We start from the raw sequence: 19734 nt of genomic DNA, 5'->3' as shown, positions 1-19734 counted from the left end.
CCTCGACACCTACTTCAACCTCGACCGCCGTCACTCCGCTCTCGGCTACCGCTCGCCCCACCAGTTCGAAACCGACCTCGCCAATCACCTACCTTAGCACTCTGTCCGTTTCGGCTAGACCGCCCCAATCACCCACCAACGAACCGAACTTATTTGCCGGCAGCTTGGGCCGGCGCTGCCGGTGCGCCTCCAGTTGCTCGCTTTGCGTGACGATGGCTTCGATGGCGGCCTTATCCCGGCCGCTTTGCTGCTCAAGTCTAATTTCGAGAAACCGAACGAAGCGCTTGGCGAGTTCCAGCGCAAGTTGTCGCAAGGACAGCAGGTGTTTCTGCCATTCGTAAACCGATTTGGCCCGGTACAGGTGCAGAATGGTGTCGGCCCACAGCCGGTTGATGCGCGCGGCCCGGGGCATGAGCAAAATGTCGGCCGTCATCCGTTTTTCGGCATTCATTAGGGCCACGGTGTAGAGATAAGCCGGGCGAATTGGAAATAGTACTGCACTGCTGCGATAATGTGCGTAACCGGGCAGAAAAGTCGCCAGCACCTGCAGGCGTTCCACGCTTAGGTCATTCCCCCGGTCACCATCACTGAATTCCAGCAGGTATTCCGCCACTAGGTCCTGGTCTTCCTCCCGCAACGTGGGCGTGTCGGTCTGTTGTTTGAGGTAAGCCAGCAGCACCGCTTTGTGCTGCGTTGTAAAATCCTGGGCTGTTGCTGGGTCAGCCATCCACAGGTAGGTGAACAGTTCTTGGGTTTCGGCCAGCGGCTTGGTACGCAGTGCGAGCAGCAGGGCCGGCATCTCACAACCCGATAGTAGAGGCAAGGGCAAATTCAGGCGGTGCAGCCAGTCGCCCAGCCGGCCCAGTCCCAGATAGCTCGGTTTACTAACGGCCAAAGGCGCTTGAGCGTGTAGCAGAGAGGCAAACAGCAGGAGCTCGGACTCTGCCCACACCAGCGGGGCCAGTTTATGAGAGTGTTCCAGCAAATGACGCAGGCCTTCCTCAAGTCCGTCTATGCTGCTTAGACTGCTCAAGACATCGGGTTTGGCAAAAGGAATCGTTTCGTACACAAACAGTTCCAGGCCTCCGCCCGAAACCACTTCAGCTATTATGGTCTGGTTTTGCTGCCAGTAGTGCAGGGCCTCCCCGCACAGCAAGCCGTCCAGGGCGGCCGTCATCTCCAAGAACGTTCGCGGGGCCAGCAGCGGGGCCAGTTGTTCATACAATTGGCGCCGGTCGGGAGCCGCCAGCAAACCCGGTAGGCCGGCGAAAAACTCGTGGGTTTGCTCCGGAGTGAGCAGCCGGCATACCCCGGCCAGCGTGTCGGCCAGGGGCAGTACCTGGTGCAGCAAGTCCGCCAGGTGCCGCGACCGTACTGGATGCAACCCTTCCACGCGGCTCGTACCGAAGCGCAAAAAGTACTCCCGCTCCAGTTGATTAAGTACTTCGCCTCGATCGGAGTCGAAGCCCACTGTATCGGCCACGTAGCGCACCAGCCAGCCCGTATCAAGCCGAATGGCCAAGCAGTCGGCCACGGCCACCAGCCGTAGGATTTCCAGCTTGGCCGCGGCGTTGCGCGATTCCCGGTTCAGCTCTCGTATCTGGCCGGCCAACCTTTCGCGCAGCAGCTCTCCCTGGGTGAGCAGGTACACGTACTCAATCAGCAGTTGGCGCTCGGCCACGGCCTCCCAGGCGGGTTGCCAGGGGTTAGTGTGGTCGGCCAGCAGGCCGCGCCGGCTTAGTTCGTGGTGAATGCGCTCGGCCTCGTCCCGCCCCAGCGTCACGTCGACGACGTGCACCGGCACCATGGCACCAGTCGAGCCGAAGCGGTACCAGTCTTCTTCGCGGGAGGTAATAAGAAATCGGACGGGCAAATCCGCTACCCGCTCCACCACCGCGGCCCACTCGCTCACGTGGGAACCCAATCCGTCAATCACGACCAAGGGCTGCTCGCCCACCCGCACCCAGGCCCGTAGGTATTCCACGATGGCGTTGGCCATTTCCGGTCGGCCGCAGTTCCGGACTTCATACACTTGGCCGCCGCGCTGCTGCTGCGCGTAGCCGGCTTGCCAGGCCAGGGTGGATTTCCCCTGCCCGCTGGACGATCGAACGACCACGACGGCGTGAGCCGCTAGCCCCGCTTCGATGCGCGCCTCCCAGTCCGTTCGCCGCACCGGCAAATGGTCGGCAATGTGGTGAGGCCGGGCCGCCTGGCCGGCAAAGTAGGCGGTGGCCGACCGTTGCGCTTCAAACCCGTAGCCCACGCGCTCCAGCCAGTTGTGCCGCAGGGCCTCGTTAAGAGGGGCGGCAGAATAGCTGTCCTTCACGCCTTGAATGCTTTCGGCCAGGTGGCGGTAGGTGACCGTTACCCGCTGTCGCGACCAGTCGAAGGCGTGGTAGAAAACGGCCTTCAGGTACTGTTCCTCGCTGCGGGCATGAATGTCAAAGTTGGCCAGTAAGGCTTGCACGCACCGCTCGTGCAGCTGCGCCTCGGTGACGTACTCCCAGCGCAGCCGCCGCAGAAAGTCAGCGGACTGCTCGCGGCTGAGGGTCTTATCGAACGCTAGCAGCTTGGCGCCCCAATGCGCCAGGGCCGCGGGTTCACCCTGCACCAGTGGCTGCAAGGCGGGGGCCAAGCGCATGTTATGCACCAGGGTAAACGTGGCCGTCGGTGCCCCTCTGTATACTTCCAGAAAGTTCTGCAGAACTCCCATATCCCAGAAGCGAGCGGGGGCCAGATCGTTCACGGACGTTTTCAGCTGAACGTACTCCGTTTGCCCAATAACGAGCACGTTGTGCATGTCCACGTCCTCTAGGCCCTCCAACTGAATGGCAACTGGGCTGCCGGGTTGCAGCAGGCTGAGCATTCGTTCACAGGCGTAGAGTAACTGAAAGCTGATGCCCCGCAGGTTCACAACGCCACCCACCCGGCGAGCCGCCAGGTCCTCGATATAGCTGCTTAAGTTGCTTGGTAGGGTCGCCGCTACTTCCGGTTGCGCCGGAGTTAGTTTGGTAGCGGGACAACGCGATTTTTTGCTTTTGGGCATGGCAGCTAGAAATGGGGCAACTAGTAGTTGGTGCGAAATGATAGAAAGCGAATAATATTTACTGATATAGCTGGATATTATGCTAGGTTATGCAGCAACTTCACTACTGGTTTTTGTCGGGCTGCTGCTCACCAAAGCCGCTGCTTTGTACCTGCTCACAAGCTCATAGCGCCCTCTAAGCAATGAAATCAGTTGTCGAGGCTTATAAGCCTAATTTCTGAGCTGCATTGTGTTGGCGCACGTTGTCGAGGCGGGTATAGCGTCGAATCATCTCGCTCGTCTTGTGCTTGGTCTGGTTCATTACCTCGCTATCATCAGCGCCATTGAGCTTGGCCACCGTCACGAAGGAAGCGCGCAGGGAGTGGGCCGTAAACTTCGGGCCCAGATGCCGCTGCACAATTTTGTTAAGGTGCACATCGGTCAGCCGGCGGTCCGTGAGTCGGCCACCCTTGCGAAACGAGACCAGAATAGGGCCTGAAGTGCGTTCCAGCAACCGCAGCCAAGCCTGCAGCGTCCGAATGGGGCAAAGCGCGGGGTCCGGCGAATAGAAAATGGCCTTTTCTTCTGCTCCCCCCAGTTGGTTGGTCTTGCTGCGCTTGAGGTTAATGGTCAGCCCATCCTCTGAAAATGACAAGTCATCCATATCTAGGGCTGACAGCTCAGACCGGCGGAAGGCGCCGGTGAAGCCCAGCAGCAAGATGACCTTATCGCGCAAGCCGGCTGGCGTGGTCGCATCGAGGTGCTTGAGCGTGCGCTTGAAGCTGGCCAGCGAAAACGCCGGCGCCTGCTTTTGCCGGACGCCCTTCAACCGGCTGATGCCGTCCATGAGCACCTTGAATTTCTTGTCGTCCGTGGGCGAGGCCAGGTCGCGCAGCGCGTGGGCCTTGCTGATGGCCGCGCAGCTACGCTGAATAGTCGACACCTTTTTGCCCGCTTCGGCCAGGTGGGTCACAAAACCCGCAAGGGTATCCACCGACGCCGGCAGCGCTACCTGTGCGTGCGCGGTGCACCACTCGGTGAAGCGGCGCCAGTCCCCGGCGTACGCCCGGGCCGTGTTAGGTGCGCCTTGCAGGCCGGCCTCGACATACTTGGTAGTATGCTCGGTCAGGTGTGCCAGGCCTGCGGAAGTGGGCGAAGTGGTAACAGCAAGAACGGAGTTCACGGCAGCCAATACATAAGGAGTGAAAACGCGAAAAATGGGCGTTCCCCAAAAGTAGCGAATAAGGTATGATAACTAAGACTTATCATACCTTATCGAAAAAAGAGTTGGCTCAGCGTTGCGTGATAATTTTGGCATCTTAAGTAACAATTATGATGTCTCAACTTGCTGCCTACCCATTCATGTAGCCCCATGTGAGGATTAGACAGAAAGCGACTTGTCAGTACATTTACCAACCGCTACTCTGTCTTTTCCGCTGGCTTACTCTGTATGGTAAAACTCTACTTTCTGCAGTTCCTACTCCTTATTAGTACTGTTACCGCGCTAGCCCAGCGTCCCAAGCCGGCCGCGGTATCGCTTCCTCCAGCCGATACTGTCTACTTCGACCGGGACTGGGAGCGCACCGAGACGCTGGAGGAAGTGGCCTACGCCCGTATTGCCCGCCACGACGCGGCTGGTAAAACCGTGGGCACCGTGCGCGACTATTTCTACCCTTCCTGGCAAAAGCAGTGGGAAGGCAAGATGGTCAAAGAGCACCCCGACGTGCCTTCAGGGCTGTGCACGGGCTGGCACGAGAACGGAAAGCTGAGCTTTCGGGGTACCTACGTCAACGGGGCCCAGCAATCCGACTTTCGCAGCTGGCACGAGGACGGGCGCGAAATCAAGTGCACATACGCCGTGGAGGATGCCCTGCCGCTCAGCAGCGCGGAGATTCACTGCAGTAACTGCATGCACCTAAGCCGAAAGGTGTTTGAAATCGACGTGCCCGAGGGCACGGTGGGTATCGTGTACAAGCTCGACATCCGCGACGGCCATCAGCCCGCTTCCTGGTCCACGGCCTTGAGCATGGCCGCGGCCCTGAGCAATCCGGCCACCGGTACGGTGGCCCTGTTGTCCATGGCCGCTTCCACTTTGTCGAAGCAGGACACCAAGCCGCCCACGACGTCCACCAAGTGCCACTGGTACATCACCACCAGTCCGGCGGCCATGCAGCAGTTTCTAGCCACGAAAGGCTCGATAACCATTCCCAACTCGTGCTTGCGCATGGAAACCAACACGCCTCAGGAAACCCGGCCAATGTCGCTGCCCCCCGGGACACGCCGCTTCTTCGTGTGCGTCAACAACGACAACTACACCACGGACGCCACGGCCACGCTCAGCGTGACCGCCCTGGTGAAGGCCTGCAATTAACGCTACACCTCCGGGCGATTAATAGTGGAGCGTCAGGCCGGCGCCCCACTTGTAGTCACTGTCGTAGTTGGTGCTCAAGGACACGTACTTGCTGACCATGTAGCGGAAGGCGACATTGTACTCCCGGTCCGTGTTCACCAGCAGGTCGGCGAAGAAGTTGTTGCTTAGGGGCAGGTCCGTGCGCTCCAGCTGCAGGCGCACCTTGCCGTTGCTGTCCAGGCGCAGCTCCGAGCGCACGAGCAGGGGCAGCAGGTAGTACAGGCCCACGTCGAACACCCGCCGGTTGTTTTTGGTGTTCCGCTCGCCCTCCGCAAGCAGCGTGCGGTTGTTACGGTAGTCAAAGCCGACAAAGGCGGCGAGAAACTGCCGGTTGTCGAGGTAGCGCAGCAGGTGGGTTTCGGTTTCGAAGTTGCCCTGGTAGTTCACGCGGCCCTCGAATTCCAGCGCGTTGCGGTTGTTGGACAGGGTGCTTTCCAGAAAAGCGCCCTGCGAGTGCGCCATCAGGTCGGCCCAGAGGTAAGGCTGGTTGTCTTCTTTTTTCAGCTCTTTGTAGTCGGTGCGGGCGTACTCATTCTGCGGGGTGCCCTCGTAGCTCACGATGCGGGCCATGCCGGCCATCATGTGGTAGAGGATGTGGCAGTGGAAAAACCAGTCCTGTTCCTCGTTGGCGTCGAACTCGATGGTGACCTTGCCCATGGACTGAATGTCGAAGGTGTGCTTCATCGGCGAATAAGCACCCTGGGCATTCACGAGCCGGAAAAAGTGCCCGTGCAGGTGCAGCGGGTGGCGCATCATGGTGGTGTTGGTAAAGGTTATGCGCACGTTCTCGCCCTTGCGGATGGGAATCTTGTCGGCCTGCGAGAGGGTCTTGTTGTCAAACGACCACACGTAGCGCAGCATGTTGCCGGTCAGGGTCAGGTTAATTTCCCGCCACTGCTTGGTCGAGTCCAGCGCGGTGGGGTTAAGGGCCCGCAACAGGTTGTAGTTGAAGTCGCCGGCGCTGCCCCCCATGCCGCTCATCCCGGCCATTCCTCCCATGTCCATGCCCGCCATACCGCCCATATCCTGCATGCTGCCCATGCTTTTGCCGGCCTTTTCCTGGGTATTTTCGGGCCGATTCTGCGGTGAGGGGGCCGTGGTGGCAGGCGCGGCGCCGTGCTGCATATCCATGCCCGGCATCGACGAACCAGCAGCCGGACGGGCTGGCTTCGGGCCCTGGTGGCCCGCCATGTCCATGCCTTTCATCTCCCCACTGCCCTGCTCTTTGGTCATGCCGGCACCGCCCATGTCCATGCCGCTCATGCCTTCCATGCTGTTCATCTCCCGCATCATCTGGAAGTAGTTGATGCGGGGCAGGTCCGGGGCTTTCATCGGCTCGCCCTGCCCGATGAAGGTGGAGGTGTAGCCGGTGATGTCGTTGGCCGTGGCCCGAAACTCGGCCGCGCCCACAGCGGGCACCGTGACCAGCAGGTCGTAGGTTTCGGCCGTGGCTATTTCGAGCTTGTTGACGGGGAAGGGCTCCACGTTGATGCCGTCGGCGGCGATGACCTGCATAGGACCGCCGGCGTACTGCAGGTAAAAGTAGGACGAGGCGCTGCCGTTGATGACGCGCAGGCGCACCACCTCCCCGGGCTTGGCGTCCTTGAAATAGCCCTTTTCCTGCCCGTTCGTGAGGAATTTGTTGTAGTAGATGTCCGTCAAATCCATGGCCGGCATGCGGCCCCACTCCTGCTTGAGCTTGTCCTTGAAGTAGCCGGCGGCCAGGGCCTCGCCGTAGCTCTGCGTAGCCCCTTTCTGCACGGCGAACCACTCGCCGGTGCGCTTGAGGTAGCGCAGCACCTCCTTGGATTTGTGGTCGGTCCAGTCGGAGAGCACCAGCACGTACTCCTTCATCTCGTAGGGAATGCGCTTGGGGTGGATGACGATGGAGCCGTACACGCCGTCCTGCTCCTGCAGCATGGTGTGGGAGTGGTACCAGTAGGTGCCGCTCTGAATCAGGGGAAACGTAAACGTGTGGGTGCCGCCCGGCTCGACCGGGGCCGTGTTGAGGTAGGGCACGCCGTCCTGCTCGTTGGGCAGCAGCAGGCCGTGCCAGTGGATGCTGGTTTCCATGTGCATCTGGTTGTGCACCCGAATCACGGCGGTGTCCCCCTCGTTGAAGGTGAGCGTGGGGGCCGGAATCTGGCCGTTGATGCCGATGGCCCGGCGGGTGCGGCCCGTGAAGTTGACCAGGCGCTCGTCCACGTACAGGTCGTACTCCACCCGCTTGCCCACGTAGCTCGTGCGAGGCGTCACGACCTTGCCCTGCAGCTGAGCAGCCGGGGGCGCAGACTGGGTCAGGTGAGGCTCGGCGCTTTTGCCCATACGCATGCCCGGCGTGTGCTGCGCCCAGGCGGGCATGGCGGCCAGCAGGGCAGCCAGTAGAAAGAGTATTCGCATCGGTCGTTACTTGTCGCGTTTGGGGGTGCTGCGGGCCGGGTTGTTGTCCTCGAACCGGTACTTATCCATGGGGCTGCTGGGCATGGCCATTCCCGGCATGCCCGGCATGGCGCCCGTTCCGGGCTTCTCCATTCCCTTCCTATCGCCCATACCGGGCATAGCCTCGCCCTTTTTCATGCCCGGCATTCCGGACATATCGTCCATCTGCTGGCGCGTTGTCACAGGCTTTTGGCCGCCGGCGGGCTGCATGCCGGGCATGTTTTCCATGCCTTTCATAGTACCTATGGCGGGTTTGCTTGGGGAGGTGTTTTTCGAGCGGGCAGGACCCATGTCCATGCCGGGCATGTTGCCCATGTCCATCGGGGCGGGCGGCGCTTTGCGCGGGCTGCCTTGGCCGGAGGGACGTTGCGTACGCATCCCGGGCATGTTCATCCCCGGCATATCGGCCATGGCTCCCTGCTGGGCGGCCCGTCCTGCCGGCGCCGGCTGCGGTTGGCCGCCGCGCCGTTGGGTGGGCATGTTCATGCCTTCCATTTGTTCCATGGGTTGACGGCGCTGACCTAGCTGGGCGGCCTGCGGGCCGGGGCCCATGTTCATGCCTTCCATGCTGGCCGGGGAGGTACCTGGCGTAGCCACTGATGGTGGGCGAGTCCCGTCGCTTGGGCCAAGCTCCTCGTTGTGGGCGTCCGCTTCGGAAGCCGGCATGTCCATGCCGGGCATGGCATCCTCCCCGCCGTGGCCGTGGCTTTTATCGAGCAGGTTGCCCTTGGGACCCACGCCCTCGACGTACACCAGCTGCGCACCTCGGTGCCCGGCCACGGAAAGCGCGCCGGCCGCCGCCACGGCTGCCACCAGCACCAGCACCTCGTAGGCCCGGCGCTGCACCTTAAAGTAAAACCCGATGCCGGCCAATAGCAGCGTGATGCCCGAGAGCCAGGTGGTGTAGCCGGCGAACTGCTCGTGGGCCGCGTACACGGCCGCTGCCCGGGGCGAAAGGCCAATTGCCGCCGCATGAAACACGGTGCTGGCCGCCACCGCCCCGGCAAAGCCCCCAGCCATCACGGCCAAGGCAATCCAGCGCACCTGGGGCCAGTCCTTGAATACCAGCAGGGCCTGCAATGCCGCAGCCAGCAGTATCAGGACAATGGGCAAGTGCACCACCAGGGGGTGCAGATTGGGAAAATCTGAAAACATAGAGCCGAATGAGCCAAGGCCGGTACACGGAAAAACCCCGGCTGACCGCAAGCAGCAGTGCCGGGGCAAATCCCAATGGGTAATGGAGAGGCCGCGCTGACCACTGGTCCTAGCCAGGCGGTCGTTGCTTTCCCTGTTGGGTACCATACGTAGTCAAACCGCGACAATGTTTACACGCAAACGGCCGCACGGTTGCATAATTTCAAGCAACCTGGTCCTGACTACAGGCCGTCCCAGGAAACGCTAAAACGAAAAACGCCCGACCTACTGGGGCCGGGCGTTTTACACGAGCGTGGGCAGCTTACTTGGCCGCGCAGCAGCTAGGGGCTCCCGCCGTGCAGGCCGGAGTGCCGGCCTGGGCGCAGTTTTGCACCAGCGGGCAATCGGGGGTGCCCTTCAGTGGACAATCCGCCGCGGTCGGGGTTGGGCTGGTGAAGCCAAACAAGGCGCCGCCGGAGAGCAGCGCCGCGGCGCCGAACATCATCATCTTGCGTTTCATCGGTTCTGGTGGTTAAGATGGGCCCGCCGGGTACGGCCGCGGGGTAGTTCAAACAGCCACGGTCCGTATTCCGTGGGTGGCACTCACTAAAATGTCTAGGCCTTTTCAGCCTTGAAGCCGGCATCTTCTACGAGCGCCAGCACCTGCTCCTCGGTCACGTCGCCGGTCACGGTGAGCACCTTGTTGGGGTTGGCCGTGTCGACCTGCCAGGAGGCAATCGCCTTCTCGCCGTTGAGGGTGGGCGTTACGGCTTTGATGCAGCCGCCGCAGTTGATGTTGGTGTTGAATTGGAGCGTTTTCATGGGAGTAAATGCGTGGCGCCCGTGGTGGGCGGGTTCGGAATTAAAACACCCAAAAGTAGCGGCACGTGCCCGGGAAGGGGTACACAATTAGGCTTCAGGCTTGCATGATTTGTAGCAGCTAATCCCCCTTTGCCTGCCTGACACGTCGCACGCTAGCTTTAATGGTGGCCCATGCCCCCGCCGAGCAAGTGTTTGCCGATGACAAAGAGTAGGAGCAGCACCAGCCCGGCGATGAGCAAATAGCGGCCCCAGGGGGTGGGCATAGCAGTTGCGTGGCCCGCGGCCACGGCTTGGGCATGCGCCTGCTTTTGCAGCCGCCACTTACCAATGCGGCCCCAGGGCTTGTACACCGAAATGGCGGTGGCTGCCAGCAGCACGACCAGCGCGGCCGCGGCATCGGCCAGCAGCTGTAGGCGCAGCCCGCGCAGGTCAGTTGCCGAGAGGTCGGCTTTGGCGGCTACCTCGGCCAGGTAGGCGATGGGCTGGATGTGCAGCAGCAACAGCAGCGTGGCCGCTACCGTGAGCACCAGCTTGACCAGCACCCAGTAATGCTTAAACAAGCCCCAGGGCGTGCCCAGCGCCTGCACCACGCCGGTGGCCAGCGCGGCCAGGCTGGAGGGCACAATAACAAACCAGCCGCTCAGCCCCATGGCCAGGTAGGCCGTGCGCACCAGCAACGCATCAGTACTGGTCAGGCCGGTGATGGCCAGGGCCAGGAACATGGCCACGGCGCCGAGCCAGCCCACCGAGAACGTGATGTGGGCGGTGAGCATGAATTTGCGCAGGGCGGGAGCCATTGTCATCAGCGAGGCAGTTGGGGCGGGTGAAGGACCCCGCAAAAGTAGGGGTGTCGCCCAGGCCCGGCGTACAGAATTAGGCCGCGAACCAGCATAATTAACACACCGGGGCCCACGAAAAAGCCAGCCCGTACGCGACGAGCTGGCTTCCCATGGTATCGAGGATATTTAAGCAGCAATGCCCTGGCGGCAGGCCTGCTCGCAGCGGCGGCAGGCCTCGGCGCACTGGCGGCAGTGCTCGGAGTGAGCGCCGTGCTTCTCGCACTCGTCGGCGCAGGCCTTGCAGATTTCAGCGCACTCGCGTAGCAGATGGGCGGCGTGCTCCGAGCCGCGGGCAGTGAAGCGGGCGGTGAGGGCGCAGATGTCGGCACAGTCGCGGTCCAACAGCACGCAGCGGGCCATCATCTTCACGTTGTCTTCCTGCAGGCAGGCCGTAGCACAATGCTCACAGGCGGCGATACAGGCATTGAGGGCGTCGAGCAGGCTTTGGTTTTGGGTATGCATGGGAAAGGGGTGTAGGTGAACGAACAAGGCAACCCAACCGGGTCGCTGCCTAAGTATACCTTCTCTGTGGCCCAAGGTTTTACATATTAGTCTTCTTCCCTTGCATGATTTGGGGCCTCCTCCCCTACCACCGGAGCCCTTTCGGCCCGCAGCAGCCGACGATATGCGGAAGGCGAACAGCGGGCCAAGCGCCGGAATTGGCCGGAGAAGTGCGCCAGGCTGGTGTAGCCCAGGTGCCGGGCAATTAGGCCCACGCTCAGGGAGGAAGAAAGCAGCAGCTCCTGCGCATAAGCCAGGCGCTGACTCAGGATGTAGGCCGCCAGCGTCTTATCGCCCACCAAGCGGGCAAAGGCCGCGCTCAGCTGCCCGTACGTCAGGTCCAGCTCACGGGCCACCGCCGCCCCGAATGCCCGGTGCCGCAGGCTTTCGCCGGGCTCGCGCAACAGGCGGTTCACGGCCACGCTGACCCGTTCCACCAGGGTCTGGTGAAAGGTTTCGAGCAGCGCAAACCGGGCTGCTTCCAGCGTGGCCCGCAGGCGGGGCCAGTCCAGGTCTTCCGGCTCTCCGGCGACCGTGGCGGCCCCCAGGCGCACGTCGAGCACCTGCAAGCCCAGCCCTTCCAGCTCCTGCCGAACCACCCGGATACCGCGCGCGCACACCATGTGCTTGATGTAAAGCACAGTGGTGGGCGAAGCAGAAGCGGAGCGATTAGGCATCAGCAAGCGAGGTTAAGGCAGGTAAATGCCGCGCTGCCAGCATTCGGTGTAGTCCAGCACCATGTGCAGCAGGAAGCCCACGGCCCAGATGCGCGTGCGGGCGGGTAGCAGCAGTAGCACGTAGCCGCCGATGGCCCAGTAGGTGTGAAAGGTGTGGAAGTTGATGCTGCAGCGGCCCGGGTCGTAGAAGGGGGTGGCCCAGAGGTGGTCCAGGTCGAGCAGCAGGGCACTGGCCAGCACCAGCCACACCCGCCGCCAGTGGGGGCGGTGAAAGGCCAGGGCATACAGCCCCGGCACCGTGATATGCAGAAAGGCGTGCAGCATCGCTTAACGGGTGGGCAGCACCGGATTCAAATCCGAAGGCGGGGTGAGCGGCTGCGCGTCAAGTTCCTGCGGGTGGTCGTCCAGGCCCGTTTCCTGGTGCGAGGCGAAGTACTGGGCCAGGGCTTTTTCGCCCACCAGCCAGAATACCACGGGCGTCACGATGATGTCGAGGAAGGTAGACGAGAGCAGACCGCCGAGGATGACGGTGGCCACCGGGTACAGAATTTCCTTGCCCGGCGCGTCCTTGGCCAGCGTGAGCGGCACCAGGGCCAGCGCCGCCACCAGGGCCGTCATCAGCACCGGCACCAGGCGTTCCAGGGAGCCGCGGATAATCATGGGCAGGCCGAACTTTTCGCCCTCGTGCTCCACGAGGTGGATGTAGTGCGAAATCATCATGATGCCGTTGCGCGAGGCAATGCCGGTGAGCGTAATAAAGCCCACGAGCGAGGCAATGCTGAACGTGCCGCCCGTGACCAGCACGGCCACCACCGAGCCGATGAGGGCCAGCGGAATGTTGAGCATAATCTGCCCCACCATGTAGCTGGATTTGAAGTGCGAGAACAGCACCAGGAAGATGCCGGCCAGCGAAAACAGGCTCAGCCAGAGAATCTTTTGGGAGGCCGACTGCTGGCTCTCGAACTGCCCGCCGTAGGTGAGGTAATAGCCGGGGGGCAGCTTCACCTGCGAATTCACCTTGGCTTGAATCTCCTTGACCGTCGAGCCCAGGTCGCGCTCGGCCACGTTCAGGGAGATGGTGATGCGCCGCTGGGTGTTTTCGTGGTTGACGGTGTTGGGGCCCGGCTCGTAGATGACCTCCGCCACCTGGCTGATCGGAATCATGGCGCCGGTGGGCGTTTCGATGCGCGTCTGGTTGATGGCGGCGATGTCGTTGCGCTGGGCTTCGGGCAGCTTCACCACCAGGTCGAAGCGCTTCTGGCCGTCGAGCATCTGCGAGACCACGGCGCCCTGGAACAGGGTTTCGAGGTCGCGCACCACTTCGCCGCGGGCCATGCCGTAGGCGCGCAGGGCCTCGTCCTTGGGCCGGATGAGCAGCTGGGGAATCTGGACCTGCTTTTCCACTTGTAAGTCGACCACGCCCGGCACGGTGCCGGCCACGGCGCGCACTTCGTTGGCGTAGCGGCGCAGCTCCAGCAAATCGTTGCCGAATACCTTGATGGCCACCTGGGCGCGCACGCCCGAGAGCAAGTGGTCAAGGCGGTGGGAAATGGGCTGGCCGATGTTCACGTTCACGCCCGTAATCAAGCTGAGCTTGTCGCGCATGTCGGCCAGGATCTCGTCGCGGCTGCGCATGGTCTTGCCTTCCTTCTCCAGCTCTTCCTCGGTCTTAAAGGCCACCTCGATTTCCGAGTTGTTGACCGACTCGGCGTGCTCGTCGAGCTCGGCGCGGCCGGTGCGGCGGGCGGTGTAGGCCACTTCCGGAATCTTGAGCATCTGCTTCTCGCCCAGGGTGCCCAGGCGGTTGGACTCGGCGAGCGAGGTGCCGGCGGGCGCGGAGAAGTTGACCGTCAGGGAGCCCTCGTTGAAAGCCGGTAGAAACTCGGTGCCGAAGAACGGAATCAGCGCCATGGCCGCCACGAACAGCGCCCCGGTTACCCCAAGGATGGCCTTGGGATGCTGCAGGCCCCAACCCAACAGGCGAGTATCTTTTTTCTTAAGCCAGCGCACCAGGCCCCCGTCGGTTTCGGGGTGGTCCATCTGCTTCATTTTGGGCAGCAGGTAGTAGCAGAGCACCGGCGTGACGGTGAGCGAGACGAACAGCGAGGCCACAATGCTGGTGATGTAGGCAATGCCCAGCGGCGCAAAAATGCGGCCTTCCATGCCTTCCAGGGCAAACAGCGGCAGGAACACCAGCACCACGATGATGGTGGCGTACACGATGGAGTTGCGTACTTCGGAGCTGGCCTTGTAAATAACCTTGAGCACCGGCTGCGGGTGTGGCAGCTGCTTGTTTTCGCGCAGGCGTCGGTACACGTTTTCCACGTCCACGATGGCGTCGTCGACCAGTTCGCCGATGGCAATGGCCAGGCCGCCGAGGGTCATGGTGTTGATGCTGATGCCGGCAAAGCGAAACACCAGCGCCGTGACCAGCAACGAGAGCGGGATGGCCACCAGGGAAATAAACGTGGTGCGCACGTTCAGCAGAAAGGCAAACAGGATGATGACCACCAAGATGGCGCCGTCGCGCAAGGCTTCCTCGACGTTGGTAATCGAGGACTCGATAAACTCCGACTGCTTGAACAGCCGCGTGTTCACCTGCACGTCCTGGGGCAAAGAAGGCTTCAGCTCCACCAGGGCTTTTTCCACGGCTGCTGTCAGGCCCACCGTGGCGGCCCCGGGCTGCTTCTCGATGCTCAGGATAACAGCCGGCTGGCCGTTCACGCTGCCGTCGCCGCGCTTGAAGCGGGCCCCGAACTCCACCTTGGCTACGTCGGCCACCCGGATGGGCGACTGCTCGCGGTAGCCGACGATGATATTTTCGATGTCCGCCACCGAGCGCAGCCGGCCCAGGTTGCGGATGAGTACCTCTGAGCCGTTGCGGTCAAAGAAGTTGCCCGTCGTGTTCAGGTTGGACTGGCGCAGGGCTTCCTCCACCTGGTTTACCGTCAGGCCCGTGGCATTGAGCCGGGGCATGTCCAGCAGCACCTGGTACTGCAGGTTGTCGCCGCCGATGGGAATGACCTGGGCCACGCCGGGAATGCTGAGCAGGCGCTGCCGCACGGTGTAGTTGGCCAGCGTGCGCAAATCGGCGGCGTTGGTCTGTTTGCCGCCCGACAAGCCCACCAGCATGATCTGGCCCATGACCGAGGAAATGGGGCCCAGCACCGGCGTAATGCCCTCGGGCAGCTGCTCGCCCGTGGTCTGCAGCTTCTCGCTCACAATCTGGCGGGCCGTGAAGATGTCGGTGCCGTAGTCGAACTCCACGAACACCATGCCCAGGCCAATGGCCGAGTTGGACCGCACAGCCGACACGCCGGTGGCCCCGTTCAGGGCCGTTTCCACGGGCAGTGTCACCAGGGCCTCCACCTCCTCGGGGGCCATGCCGGGCGCTTCCAGGAACACGGTCACGCGCGGGCGGTCGAGGTCGGGCAGCACGTCCACCGGCAGCTGGCTGGCGGTGTAGGAACCGGCAATGAGGAGGCCCATGGCGAAGGCCAGCATCAGCAGGCGGTTCTGCAGGGCAAAGCGAATTATCTTATCAAGCATGGGGTATTAGCGCAAAGTGGAAGGAGCCTCAAGGGCGACTTCGGTGTAGTCCGGCCGGTGGGCCGGTGGGGCGGACAGGGCACGCCCTGTGCGTCTTATTTCTTGACCCGGGGCGTGCGGGCCGAGGTGTGGGTGCTCATGATTTGCCACTGGCCGGCGGCGTTTTTGCGCAGCACCGACGTGGCCACCCCGCGACGCACGATGGGCGCCTTGGCCTCTTTCTCCTTGGGGTCCTTCTTGAGGTTAATGGTATAGGTGTAGGTTTCCGTTGCGAAAGCATAAGGACCGTCTACCTGCACGGCGGCCTTGTAGTCGCTGAAGGTGAAGGCGCTAAACTCCTTGAGCTCGGGGGCCAGGTGGTGCTCGGCGTAGTGCCGGTAGGAGCCTTCCACCCCACCCGACTCGAACACCTGGGAGTTGGCCGTGAACAGGCGGGCGGTGCCCGTGGTATCGAGCTTTTGCACGGCCTGCTGGTACTTAGTCAGCACGGACCGCACAGCCGCCTCATCGGCGCTGGGGGTTGCCGCTGCAGCGGGCGTGGTTTGGGCAAAAGCGGTAGCCGACAGGGCGGGAACGGCCAACAGGGCAAGGAGGAAACGGCGCATAGGGAAACGGGAAAAGGGTTATTGGTTGAGGTAAATGGATTTGAGCTGGTAGGTGCCGGCGGTGACCACCCGGTCGTTTTCGTTGATTTCGCCCTGCACCAGCACGGTCTGCTGGCCATTCACGGCGCCGGGCTGCACGTAGCGAATCTTGAACCGCTCGGGCTCGGTGTGCACAAACACCACGGGCTTGCCGTTGAGGTCGGTGATGGCCGAGGTGGGCACCACCAGCTGGGGCTTGCCCCCGCCGGTCTGGCCCACGACCTGCACGTTCACGGCCTGGCCGGCGCGGTAGGCGCTGCCCTGCTGGGCGTCGAGCTCCAGCACCAGCTGGCGGGCCTGGTTGACCGGGTTCACCACGTTGCTGAACACCACCAGGCGGGCGGGCACGCCAGTCTGGCCCTGCAGCCCTTCGATTCGGAACATGGCGCCCGGCGTGACCTTGTCCAGGTCCTGGGCAAACACCTGGGCTTCGACGCGCAGCTTGCCGGGGTTGATGACCCGAAACAGCTCGTCGCCCTGGTTGACTTGTTGACCGACAGCGAGATTAAACACGTCCACGGTGCCGCTCACGGGCGAGGTGATGCTCACGCGGCGCTGCTGGGCTTGGCCGTTGTAGATGCTGGCGTTCTGGCGGGCCTGGCGCAGGCGCAGCTCGGCGGCCACCACGTCCTTACGGGCGGCGATGTCGGCGATGCTCTGCAGGCGGGCGTAGTCCTGCTGGGCGGCGCGCAGCTCGGCCTGGGCGTTGGCCCGCTCGGTGCTGAGGCCGATTTGCTGGGTGGCATCCAGCGTTTGCTCGATGACGGCCAGGGTCTGCCCGGCCCGCACCGTTTTGCCTACCTGGGCCGCGAGGCTCACGATGCGCCCGGTCTGGGGCACCACGATGCGGCCCTCGCCCCCCGCCGCGGCCGACACCGTGCCGTAGAGCGTGGCCCGGCTGTAGGTGGTGGAGAAAGCAGCCAGGTTGGTGCGCACCTGAAACAGGAACTGGCTTTCCTTGGGCAGCAGTACCTCGTCGGAAAGGGCCACGCCGGTGCTGGCTTTGGCCGTGCCACCGTGGTCTTCGCCACCGTGCGCCTGCACCAAACCCGGTGGAGGGAGCAGCACCGTCAGGACCAGTCCCGCGGCGGCCGTAACGGCCAGGATTTTATGCTTGGTTTTCATATCGGGGTAGCATTAAGGGAAGGGGGTGCGGCGGCTGGCGGTCAACGCCTGCTCGGAAGTCTGGGGCACGGGCTCGGGACGGCGTCGGCGCATGAGCAGGGCCGTGAGTACGATGCCGAGCACAAAGGCCCCGACCAGGGCCAGGATGGTTTTCCAAGAGGAAAACAGCCTCGACGATTCCGCGTGGGGGGCTTCGGCTACGGGCAGCTTCTCGCCAACTTTAATGCCTTCGAGCAAGAGCAAATCGGCCTGTTCGCCGGCCACGATGTTGGCGGCGAAGCTGTAGGCTTTGTTGGCGGGGAATTGCCCTTCCACCAGGTAAATGCCGGGCTCCTGCTCGGTCACCGCCCATTTCAGGGTAGAATCTTCCGGGGTGGTCAGGGTAAGCTTGGCGCCCTTGATGGGGGCGTTGGTGGCGTAGTCCGAGAGGAACAAACGCAAGTCGGCGGGCTTGCCTCCTTCCAGGGGCTCGTAGCGCAGCAGCACCTCGAACTGCTCGGAGAGGGCCGCGACCGAGAAGGAAGTAGCCCCAGCGGCCGTGCCCGCTTTGGGCCCGTCGCCGTGGTCCTCGCCCCCGTGAGCGTAGGCCGTGCCACTCAGCAGCAGGCCCAGGAGCAAAATCAGGAGTTGTTTCATGTTATTCACCCCGCAGGTAGTTAAGTTCGATGAGGGCCTGGCGGTAGTCCCGAATGGTCGTCAGGTAGGTATTCTGGATGGCAAAGGCCTGGTTCAGGCTCAGGATGAGCTGCAGGTAGCTTACTTCCCCGGCCCGGAACAGGCGCTGGGACTGGCTGATGATGGCCCGCGACTGGGGCAGGCCGGTCTGCTCGTAGTAGCCCAGCGAGGCCGAGAATTTGCGCGTATCGGCCAGGGCCTGCTGGTACTGGGTGCTCAGCTCCAAGCGCTGGGCCTGCAGCTGGTAGCTGGCGGCCTGCGAGCGGGCCGTGGCCGCCTGCAGCTGCGAGCGGTAGGTCCAGAACCAGATGGGCACCGACAGGCCGAACTGGAAGCGGTATTTCAGGGCTGAGTTCTCAAACGCCTGGTTTTGGTACCCGAGGGTGAGGGCCGGCGTGCGCCGGGCCCGCACCAGGCTGATGCCCGACTGGCTCAGCGCTACGTTTTGGGTGGCGGCGGCCAGCGTGGGGCTGCGCACCAGGGCCGTGCTGTCTTCGGTGGGCAGGCCCGCGAGCAGCGCAGTGCCCGTTTGGGCCAGCTCCGCGCCGCTGCGGCCCAGGTCGGTGCTGGTGGCCAGGGCTTCGCTGGGGCGGCCCAGCAGCAACGCCAGGCGGCGCTGGGCGGCCTGCCGGTCGGCGGTGGCTTGCTGCAGCAGCACGGTCACCTGCCGGGCTTCGGCGTCGGTGCTGATGCGCTGCAGCGAGGTGACTTCGCCGGCCGTAAACAAACGCTCGGTGGCCAGGCGCAGCACGCGAAACAAGCTGTCCTGGTAGGTGAGCTGCCGCACCTGGGCCTCGGCAAACTGCAGGGTCAGGTACGCCAGGCGGGTGTCGCGCAGCACGCTGGCCCGGCTCACGTCGCGGTTGCGCTCGGCCAGGGTAATGCCGGCCTGCGCCACGCGCCGCTGCTGGCGGTAGACGTTGGGCAGGTCGATGGTTTGCACCACGCCCGGGGCCCACATCTCGCCGGTAGGGGCCGAGAATAGAAAGTCCGGGTTGGCGGGCGCAAACGAGCCCCGCTTGAGGGCGCGCTGCTCCTCAATTTCCTGGGTTGACTGCCGCAGCCGGGGGTGCCGGCGCAGGGTCTGGGCTTCGGCGCTGTCCAGGCTGATGATGGTTTGGGCGCGCGCAGCTTCGAAACCGAATCCCAGCAAAAGGGCCAGAACCAGCAGGAAACGCACGCCACTTCTCAATTTCAGATACTTCATATAATCAGGTTAGAGCGAGCCAGCGGGCCGCCTACCGTTGCAGCGGCAGACGACCCGGACGAAGCGGGTCCGGACGCCCGGCGTCCGAAAAGCAGGCGACGTCTATGACTTTTTCACCAGGGCCATGCCGCACTTCGGGCAGCTGCCGGGCTTGTCGCTGGCCGAGCCTTCGCAGTTCATGGGGCAGGTGTAGGCGGCGGCCGTGGCCTTGCTGGCTTTGGCCGCTGCGTCCAGCTTTTCAAAGCGGGCGCTGAGCGAGCTGCCGTTGGCTTTCAGGCTCACGATGGCCGTGCGCAGGGTAGTGCCGGCGGGCACGGCGGCCACGAAATAGTCGCCGGTGGGCGTCAGCTTCACGCTGGTGGTTTTGCCCGCCGTGCTCAGCAGCATGGCCGTGCCGGTGGAACGGTCCAGCGGCATGGTTTTCTCGTTGGCGTCGAGCAGGTACACGTGCACCTCCCCGGCTTGCTGCACCAGTTCGAGGTGGTACTTGCCGGCCGTGCGGACCGTTCCGCCGTGGGGAGATTTGTGGGCGTGAGTTTCGCCGGCGGCTTTGTGGCCGTGGGCGGCGGTGCCGGGCTTGTGGCTGTGCTGAGCGGCAACGGTGAGTGGGGCGGCGAGCAACAGGGCGGCGGCGAGAATTTGCGAAATCTTCATGAGAGGGGGTTAGGAGTAAAGTGGGTTGGAGTA

At 63.1% G+C, this 19734-nt stretch carries 17 protein-coding genes; 1 reads left to right on the top strand and 16 read right to left on the bottom strand.

Features of this window, described 5'->3' with window-relative positions; genetic code table 11:
* Positions 1-88 precede the first annotated feature (88 nt).
* Complete coding sequence (locus tag DLM85_RS23450; RefSeq protein ID WP_133257233.1) at positions 89-3046, bottom strand: hypothetical protein; 2958 nt, start codon at positions 3044-3046, stop codon at positions 89-91.
* 202 nt (positions 3047-3248) lie between these two features.
* Positions 3249-4208 carry a site-specific integrase gene (locus tag DLM85_RS23445; protein ID WP_243636096.1) on the bottom strand — a complete coding sequence of 320 codons (960 nt, stop codon included), beginning with the start codon at positions 4206-4208 and terminating at the stop codon, positions 3249-3251.
* A 267-nt stretch (positions 4209-4475) separates the two neighbouring features.
* Here DLM85_RS23445 and DLM85_RS23440 point away from each other — a divergent pair, with 267 nt between their 5' ends.
* Entirely contained in the window at positions 4476-5396 is a 921-nt protein-coding gene (locus DLM85_RS23440) for a toxin-antitoxin system YwqK family antitoxin (RefSeq protein ID WP_111480619.1), read from the top strand.
* Between the two features lie 18 nt (positions 5397-5414).
* Here the strand turns inward: DLM85_RS23440 and DLM85_RS23435 are convergent, their stop codons facing one another.
* From DLM85_RS23435 to DLM85_RS23370, 14 genes are all read right to left on the bottom strand, one after another.
* The gene (locus DLM85_RS23435) at positions 5415-7835 is read right to left on the bottom strand and encodes a multicopper oxidase domain-containing protein (protein ID WP_111480618.1); all 2421 of its coding nucleotides are present in this window, start codon (positions 7833-7835) and stop codon (positions 5415-5417) included.
* Between the two features lie 6 nt (positions 7836-7841).
* Positions 7842-9029, bottom strand: a complete 1188-nt coding sequence (locus DLM85_RS23430) for a DUF2231 domain-containing protein (RefSeq protein WP_111480617.1) — start codon at positions 9027-9029, stop codon at positions 7842-7844.
* A 301-nt stretch (positions 9030-9330) separates the two neighbouring features.
* On the bottom strand, positions 9331-9528 hold the full coding sequence (locus DLM85_RS25220; protein ID WP_073289192.1) for a hypothetical protein: 198 nt from the start codon (positions 9526-9528) through the stop codon (positions 9331-9333).
* Between the two features lie 95 nt (positions 9529-9623).
* The gene (locus tag DLM85_RS23420) at positions 9624-9830 is read right to left on the bottom strand and encodes a heavy-metal-associated domain-containing protein (RefSeq protein WP_111480615.1); all 207 of its coding nucleotides are present in this window, start codon (positions 9828-9830) and stop codon (positions 9624-9626) included.
* A gap of 158 nt (positions 9831-9988) precedes the next feature.
* Positions 9989-10633: a hypothetical protein gene (locus DLM85_RS23415; protein ID WP_207891091.1), complete on the bottom strand. Its 645-nt coding sequence runs from the start codon at positions 10631-10633 to the stop codon at positions 9989-9991.
* A gap of 162 nt (positions 10634-10795) precedes the next feature.
* Positions 10796-11131 carry a four-helix bundle copper-binding protein gene (locus tag DLM85_RS23410; protein ID WP_111480614.1) on the bottom strand — a complete coding sequence of 112 codons (336 nt, stop codon included), beginning with the start codon at positions 11129-11131 and terminating at the stop codon, positions 10796-10798.
* Between the two features lie 86 nt (positions 11132-11217).
* On the bottom strand, positions 11218-11847 hold the full coding sequence (locus tag DLM85_RS23405; RefSeq protein WP_133257231.1) for a helix-turn-helix domain-containing protein: 630 nt from the start codon (positions 11845-11847) through the stop codon (positions 11218-11220).
* A gap of 12 nt (positions 11848-11859) precedes the next feature.
* Positions 11860-12171, bottom strand: coding sequence for a DUF6122 family protein (locus tag DLM85_RS23400; protein ID WP_111480612.1), 312 nt, complete (start codon positions 12169-12171; stop codon positions 11860-11862).
* Between the two features lie 3 nt (positions 12172-12174).
* Entirely contained in the window at positions 12175-15396 is a 3222-nt protein-coding gene (locus tag DLM85_RS23395; protein ID WP_111480611.1) for an efflux RND transporter permease subunit, read from the bottom strand.
* A 95-nt stretch (positions 15397-15491) separates the two neighbouring features.
* A complete protein-coding gene (locus DLM85_RS23390; RefSeq protein WP_111480610.1) occupies positions 15492-16001 on the bottom strand; it encodes a YybH family protein in 510 nt (169 codons plus the stop codon).
* Between the two features lie 18 nt (positions 16002-16019).
* Entirely contained in the window at positions 16020-17165 is a 1146-nt protein-coding gene (locus tag DLM85_RS23385; RefSeq protein ID WP_111480609.1) for an efflux RND transporter periplasmic adaptor subunit, read from the bottom strand.
* A gap of 12 nt (positions 17166-17177) precedes the next feature.
* A complete protein-coding gene (locus tag DLM85_RS23380) occupies positions 17178-17801 on the bottom strand; it encodes a hypothetical protein (RefSeq protein WP_111480608.1) in 624 nt (207 codons plus the stop codon).
* Between the two features lies 1 nt (position 17802).
* Complete coding sequence (locus tag DLM85_RS23375; RefSeq protein ID WP_111480607.1) at positions 17803-19047, bottom strand: TolC family protein; 1245 nt, start codon at positions 19045-19047, stop codon at positions 17803-17805.
* Positions 19048-19149: 102 nt separating this feature from the next.
* Positions 19150-19701: a heavy metal-binding domain-containing protein gene (locus DLM85_RS23370; RefSeq protein ID WP_111480606.1), complete on the bottom strand. Its 552-nt coding sequence runs from the start codon at positions 19699-19701 to the stop codon at positions 19150-19152.
* Between the last annotated feature and the right edge of the window lie 33 nt (positions 19702-19734).

The organism is Hymenobacter edaphi (assembly GCF_003258365.1).
Taxonomy (GTDB): Bacteria; Bacteroidota; Bacteroidia; order Cytophagales; family Hymenobacteraceae; genus Solirubrum; species Solirubrum edaphi.
This window is presented reverse-complemented; position numbering and strand designations above follow the sequence as displayed.